This window comes from Kitasatospora griseola (assembly GCF_014648555.1).
GTDB lineage: Bacteria > Actinomycetota > Actinomycetes > Streptomycetales > Streptomycetaceae > Kitasatospora > Kitasatospora griseola.
The window spans coordinates 1-5,760 of sequence record NZ_BMRI01000080.1; the positions used below are offsets into that span (position 1 = coordinate 1).

At 72.6% G+C, this 5,760-nt stretch carries 4 protein-coding genes and 1 pseudogene; 1 reads left to right on the forward strand and 4 read right to left on the reverse strand.

All coding sequences use genetic code 11. The features are described 5' to 3' along the window. Positions 1-244 (forward strand): annotated as a pseudogene (locus IEZ12_RS36985) (IS5/IS1182 family transposase); the annotation flags it as partial. 67 nt (positions 245-311) lie between these two features. On the opposite strand, the gene IEZ12_RS40475 reads toward IEZ12_RS36985, so the two are convergent. Genes IEZ12_RS40475 through IEZ12_RS37005 form a run of 4 tightly spaced genes read right to left on the reverse strand, consistent with a single transcriptional unit; the run spans position 312 to position 5,227 of the window. Further along, on the reverse strand, positions 312-2,393 hold the full coding sequence (locus tag IEZ12_RS40475) for a S8 family serine peptidase (protein WP_189278778.1): 2,082 nt from the start codon (positions 2,391-2,393) through the stop codon (positions 312-314). Positions 2,394-2,409: 16 nt separating this feature from the next. Next, positions 2,410-3,033: a hypothetical protein gene (locus IEZ12_RS36995; protein ID WP_189278780.1), complete on the reverse strand. Its 624-nt coding sequence runs from the start codon at positions 3,031-3,033 to the stop codon at positions 2,410-2,412. Then, the gene (locus tag IEZ12_RS37000; protein WP_189278782.1) at positions 3,030-4,001 is read right to left on the reverse strand and encodes an aKG-HExxH-type peptide beta-hydroxylase; all 972 of its coding nucleotides are present in this window, start codon (positions 3,999-4,001) and stop codon (positions 3,030-3,032) included. Before IEZ12_RS37000 ends, IEZ12_RS36995 begins: the two co-directional genes overlap by 4 nt. A gap of 14 nt (positions 4,002-4,015) precedes the next feature. Continuing rightward, a complete protein-coding gene (locus IEZ12_RS37005) occupies positions 4,016-5,227 on the reverse strand; it encodes a radical SAM protein (protein ID WP_189278784.1) in 1,212 nt (403 codons plus the stop codon). Positions 5,228-5,760 lie beyond the last annotated feature (533 nt).

Below are 5,760 nucleotides of genomic sequence, written 5' to 3' on the forward strand. Positions count from 1 at the left end.
CAAGGCGACCATCCCCGAACGCCGGGACCAGATCGCCGGCCGCGCCCGCCGCGCAAGCCGCGGCGGGCGCCCACCTGCCTTCGACAGGACCGCCTACAAGGGGCGGAACGTCGTCGAGCGCTGCTTCGCCAAGCTGAAGCAATTCCGGGCGGTGGCAACCAGGTTCGACAAACTGGCCAACCGCTACCGAGCCGGCGTCGTCCTCGCATCACTGATCCTCTGGCTTCGAGCCGAGGAACAATGACCACAGCCAAGATCAATTACGAGACAGGGCCTAGCGGCGAGCGGCCCTCGGACGTGGGCGCGGCCGATCACCAGCGGCGCCACGCCTGTTCGTCGGCATCGGCGCCGCGGCCCGCCGCGCCCGCGGCGGGAGGCGCCTCGCGGGTCTGCGGCGCGTCATGCGTGGTCGGTGCGCCGGACGTGACGGTGACTGCGGGCGCCTGGAGGTAGGCGTCGTCCTCGGTGGAGGCGAACGTCCCCTGCCACTGCGTCGGCGAGGTGCTGAACCAGGCCCGGTAGTGCAGCGCGTCGGCCTCGCGGAGCAACTGCCAGGCTTCGTCCGGGAGTTGGTAGTCGGCGCTGCTGAGGAAGGTGGAGTCCTGCCAACTCGCGTAGAAGGTGTCCGGCGTCCGGTCGCCCTGGTGCTCGTGGCGTTGGAACAGCTGCGGATCGGTCGCCACTTCGACCGCGTAGTAGAGCTGGGTGCCGCCGGAGTCGAGGTCCAGTGCGAAGACCGGCGGCGGGCCGAACCGGTCCGTGTCGGCCGGGCCGGTGATGGACGGCCTCCCGGCGGGCCGGCTCGGTGCCTGGCGCTGCGCCGCCAGGACGGCCGCGTGGGCGTCCACCTGGCCGTAGCCGTAGTCGGGGCTGTGGCCGTCGGGGCCGTAGCCGGAGCCGACCGTCCGGGCGGTGTCGCGCAGCAGGGTGCGCACGTCGTCCGCCGTCAGCTGCGGGTTGACCGACAGCATCAGGGCGACGATGCCGGCCACCAGGGGGGCCGCCGCCGAGGTGCCGCCGAAGGAGTCGGTGTAGGCCGGGTCGACGCCCTCGCTGCCGTCGTTGTAGCCGGCGTTGCCGGTGCGGTCGCTGGTGAGGACGGAGCGCTCGCCGAGCGACGCGGCCCCGCTGGAGGGGGCGCAGATCCAGAGGGCGTTGCCGTGGTCGCTGTACCAGGCGCGGCGTCCCCGGTCGGTGGTGGCTCCGATCGCCATCACGTGGGGGTTGCAGGAGTACCCGTCGGTGTCGACGGACTCGTTGCCGTTGCCGGCCGCCCAGCAGATCGGGATGCCCTTTCCGCCGCGCCCGTGCTCGGCGCAGTAGGCCGTCGCGGCCTCGGTGCTGCCGGGCAGCGGCACGTACGAGCTGCGGCCGTCGGGCGGCCCCCAGCTGCAACTGATCACGTCGGCGCCGTTGTCCGCCGCCCACTGGAACATCCTGGCCTCGTCGGCCGATCCCAGGTAGTCGGGGAACCGGGCCGGCAGCAGGGTGCACTCGGGGGCGGCTCCGGCGGCGCGCAGGCCGCGGGCGGTGGCGACGCCCGCGCAGGCGGTGCCGTGGTTCTCGAAGTCCGACTTCGGCGAGGCGTCGGCGGTGTGGCTCGCGAAGTCGTACTGCGGGCCGAGCTTTCCGGCGAACTCGGGGTGACTGGTGTCGGTCCCGTCGTCGAGCACCGCGATGCTGATCCCCGGGTCGCCGTGGGTGAGCGACCACGCGTCCGTCACCCCGGCCGCCGCCAGGTGCCACTGCTGGGCGACGTATCCGACGTCGCGCAGCGCGCGGACGGAGGGACCCGTCCTGGTCGCGGCGGGCGCGAGGGCGGTGCGCCGGTGGCGGCGGGTGATGAGGTCGGGGTGGGCGAACCTGGTGAGGCCGGTGGCGCGGTAGGCGTTGGCGGTGTGCAGCGCGCCGAGGCCGTCCTCCCCGGGCGGCGCGGCGAGCAGGAAGCCGTTGGCGGCGTAGCCGAGTCGGTCGACGACGGTCACCCCGTGCTCGGCGTTGAGCCCGTCGATGCGCTCCCGAGTGACCTCGGGCCGGAACTGCACCACGAACCGGTCGGTGAGGTAGATGTCGTCGCCGTCCCCGTCCGCCCGGTGCAGCACCGGCGCGGCATGCGTCACGTCGCGTTCCCGGTTGAGCGTCCGCACCGCCTCGACGGCCTCGGTCGGGCTGAACCCGTAGACGGTCAGCCCGTATTCGGGCAGTTCCGCCACCGGCGCGGCCCGTTCCCGCAGAAGCCCGCCGGTGGTGGGCCCGAGGGCGTCCGGCCGGGCCCCCAGGCGGACGGTGACCTTCTTCGGGTCCCGCACGACGGCGGTCGCGGCGTCACTGCTGTTGGGGAAGTAGACCAGCTCCCCGTCCGACTGACCGGCGGGGTCGGCGGCTCGGCTCACGGCGATGTCCTCCGGGTCACGCGTCGAACAGGCCGACGACGGTTGCGGTCGCGGCGTCCAGGTGTGCGAAGTACTCGGTCCAACCGGCCTCGGCGGGACGGTCGAACAGCAGGCTGAGGCACTGCCAGTGCGAGCCGGTGGACCGGCAGCGCAGGTCCTCGCGGAGCAGGCCGACCCGGACGTACGGGCCGTCCAGGGCGGCGGACGCCGCGTGCAGCCGCCCGCCCAGCTCGCGGGTGAGGCGGTCCGCCTCCTCGGCTGTGCGAGCCAGCACGCACACCTCCCGGGTGCGGCTGGGCAGCCCCAACTCTCGGTAGTCGTGGCCCTGGCAGCTGGAGTAGGTCACGCAGCCCAGCGCCCGGACCAGGGCGGGCACCAGCTCGCGCACGCCGTCCTCCAGGGCGCCGGTCCACCCGGCCGGTTCGCCGTCCAGCACGATGCCGTCGCCCGGCACGACCGCCCGGGCGGAGGGCCTCACCGGACTGCCGTCACTGTTGCGGTTTCCGAACTCGCTGGTCCGGAGGGCGACTTGCGGGCTCCGCCCGGTGCCGCCCGCCCAGCGGGCGACGAATCCGGCGACGTCACCCATCTCGTTCTTCCCGCGGCTCAGCGCGGGAAGGTCTCCCCAGCCGCCGTTCATCGGACCGGCTCCCTTACGCACGAGATCACCTGCTCCGCCTGCGCGACGAGCTCCAGCAGGACCTCGCGCACGCCGGCGTCGACGGTGTGCAGGGACCGGATCAGGACCGGCAGCCGGCCGCTCTCGAAGCCCTTCGATGCCTGCCGGAACATGCCGTCGGCGCCGTCGAGTTCGGCGTCCGCCCAAAAGCAGAGCAGGGCGAACCAGACGAAGCAGGCATGCACGAAGGAGTGCAGCGGAAGGTCCCGTCCGCTCCACGGCGAACGCATCGAGGACGTCCGCCAGGCCGCCCGGTCCGTGAACCAGCTCTCCTGCTCCTCGATCATGTACAGCAGTCCGTGCACCGCCTCGTGGACGAGGGCGTCCACCGTCCAGCACAGATCGCCCAAGTCGGCGTTCCACAGCCGGAGGTAGCCGGGCAGCGGCGGCCAGGAGGAGGACGAGGGCGTGCGCGAGGCGTCCCGGCGCACCGAGATCGTCCGCACGCAGCCCACGATCACGCTCTCGACGTACTCGTTGGCCGCCGCCGCCCCCAGCGCCGCCCGGAGGATGTGGCCCACCCGTTCGAGCTCCGCCTCGCCGTGGTCCGCGGCCCCGTCGAACGCGGCGTCCAGCCGGGCGAACACCGGTGCCGTCCGGGCGCTCGACACGTCGACCGGAATGCCGTGGACCATGGCCCCGGGCCGCGCCCGCAGCCCGTCCAGCAGCGCCGCGACCGTGGCGGCGGGCTCCGCGCTGCCGAGCCCGGCGCAGAGCAGGCCGACCGCCGACGGGTCGGCCAGCAGCCGGTGCCAGCCACGATCGTCCAGCCCGACCAGTTCGGCGAGTTGATTCTGCGTCAACTCCGGCAGCAGCGGGACCAGCCGGTCCTGGACCACCCGGACGTGGCCGCTCAGCCCCACCGCGACCAGCTCGTGCGTCTCCGGCCCCCAGCGCAGTACCGCCGGCAGCCGACGGGTCAGTGCCAAGCCCGCCACGGCCGCTACACCCCCACCGGACGGCCGAGTTCGCGCCGCAGCCGCAACGTCTCCCGGGGCTCAACGTCCAGCCGGGAACGCAGATGCGCGAAGATCTTCAGCAGGTCCGCGCACCAGACGCTGCGGTTGTCGAACCCGCGCTCCTTGGAGTACCGGTGCGGGTGGTACCCGCCGGCGCAGGTGTACTGCTCCACGCACCCGACGCAGTCGCCGGGCAGCGGAGCCCCGTCGAAGACCATCCGGCTGTGCAGCGGGCTGGCGGTCTCCAGGTCGGCGAAGTCGTCCCGGAGCACGTTGATCCCGGTCCGCGTCATGCCGTCCTCGCAGGCCTTCAGCACATCCAGGCCCTCGACGTCCCCGCTCGGGTTGACCACCACGAACCCCAGCGGGATGTTGCCCAGCGCGTCCACGTGGCTGGTGCCACCCAGGATCAGCCGGGACACCTCCCAGAAGTTGCGAATCCGCACCTCCAGCGTGGAGTTGTGCCACCAGTGCTCGAAGATCGGGATCAGGTAGTCCGCGCACGGCGTGGGCCCGTACTTCTCCCGGACGTCGCCGATCGTGTCGTGCGTCATGTCCGGCATCAGGTAACTGACGCTGCGGCAGCCGAGGTCCATGAAGTGCCGGTGGATACGCAGCGGGTCCGCGCCCAACTGCACCACGGCGAGAATGCCGTACCGCACGCTACTGGCGTGCAGCAGGTCCAGGCCCCGCCGCACCGCCCGGTACGAGCCGCTGCCGTTGCGCCGGACCCGGAACGTGTCGTGGACGTCCGGCGGGCCGTCGAGGCTCAGCCCGACGTCCACCCCGTGCCGCTCCAGCACCTCGATCCACTGGGCGTTGAGCAGCGTCCCGTTGGTCTGCATGGAGATGGTGACCCGCAAGCCGGCCAACTCCCGACGGGCCTCGGTGCACCAGCGGTCGAAGAGCGCGGCGCCGATCAGGCACGGCTCCCCGCCGTGGAAGGACAGCGCGACCGAGCTCTGGCCGCTGCGTTCGGCGTGGCGGCGAATCCGCTCGATCGTCGCGGAGAAGACCTCCTGCGACATCGTCTTCGGACCCGCCGCCAGCGTCTGGTCGGCCAGGTTGAACTCGTAGCAGTACGTGCAGTCCAGGTTGCACCGCCCGGCCACCTTGAGGATGACCAGGCCCAGGCGGGGTGCGGACACGGCGGAGCGCACTTGCGGCTCCTTGCGAATGGTGGTCGGGCTGGTCATCGTCCCCGCCCTACTACGCGCCGGCCGGCGGCGGCCCGGCGGGGCCTGAGCCACCACCCGAGGACTTGCCCGGACCGGACGCACCGCTCGCGGGCTTGGCCGCGCTCGCCCTCAGCTCCGCCTCGATCACCGGACGCAGCGCGTCCGCCACCCGGGCTTCGAGCGACAGAAGGCCGCCGGCGCTGCTGGCACCGCTGCCGCCACCGCTGCTTCCACCGCCGCCGCTACCGCTGCTGTGCGTCTGGTCATGAGGCGCCTCATCCTCGCTCACATCCCGCACCGCAGCCGCCACCTTGCCCCCACCGTCGCTACTGCCCCCACCGCCGCCACCGCTGCTGTGCGTCTGGTCATGCGCCGCCTCATCAGCACGCACAGTCCGCACCGCAGCCGCCACCCTGGCCCCACCATCACTCACAATCCCCGCACTGTGCGTCTGGTCGTGAGGCATCGCATCCGCACCCACATCCCGCACCGCAGCCGCCACCCTCGCCCCACCATCACTCACAATCCCCGCACTGTGCGTCTGGTCATGA

Coding starts and splice junctions, on each gene's coding strand:
- IEZ12_RS36995 (WP_189278780.1), bottom strand. CDS start 3,033: ATGAACGGCGGCTGGGGAGACCTTCCCGCGCTGAGCCGCGGGAAGAAC.
- IEZ12_RS37005 (WP_189278784.1), bottom strand. CDS start 5,227: ATGACCAGCCCGACCACCATTCGCAAGGAGCCGCAAGTGCGCTCCGCC.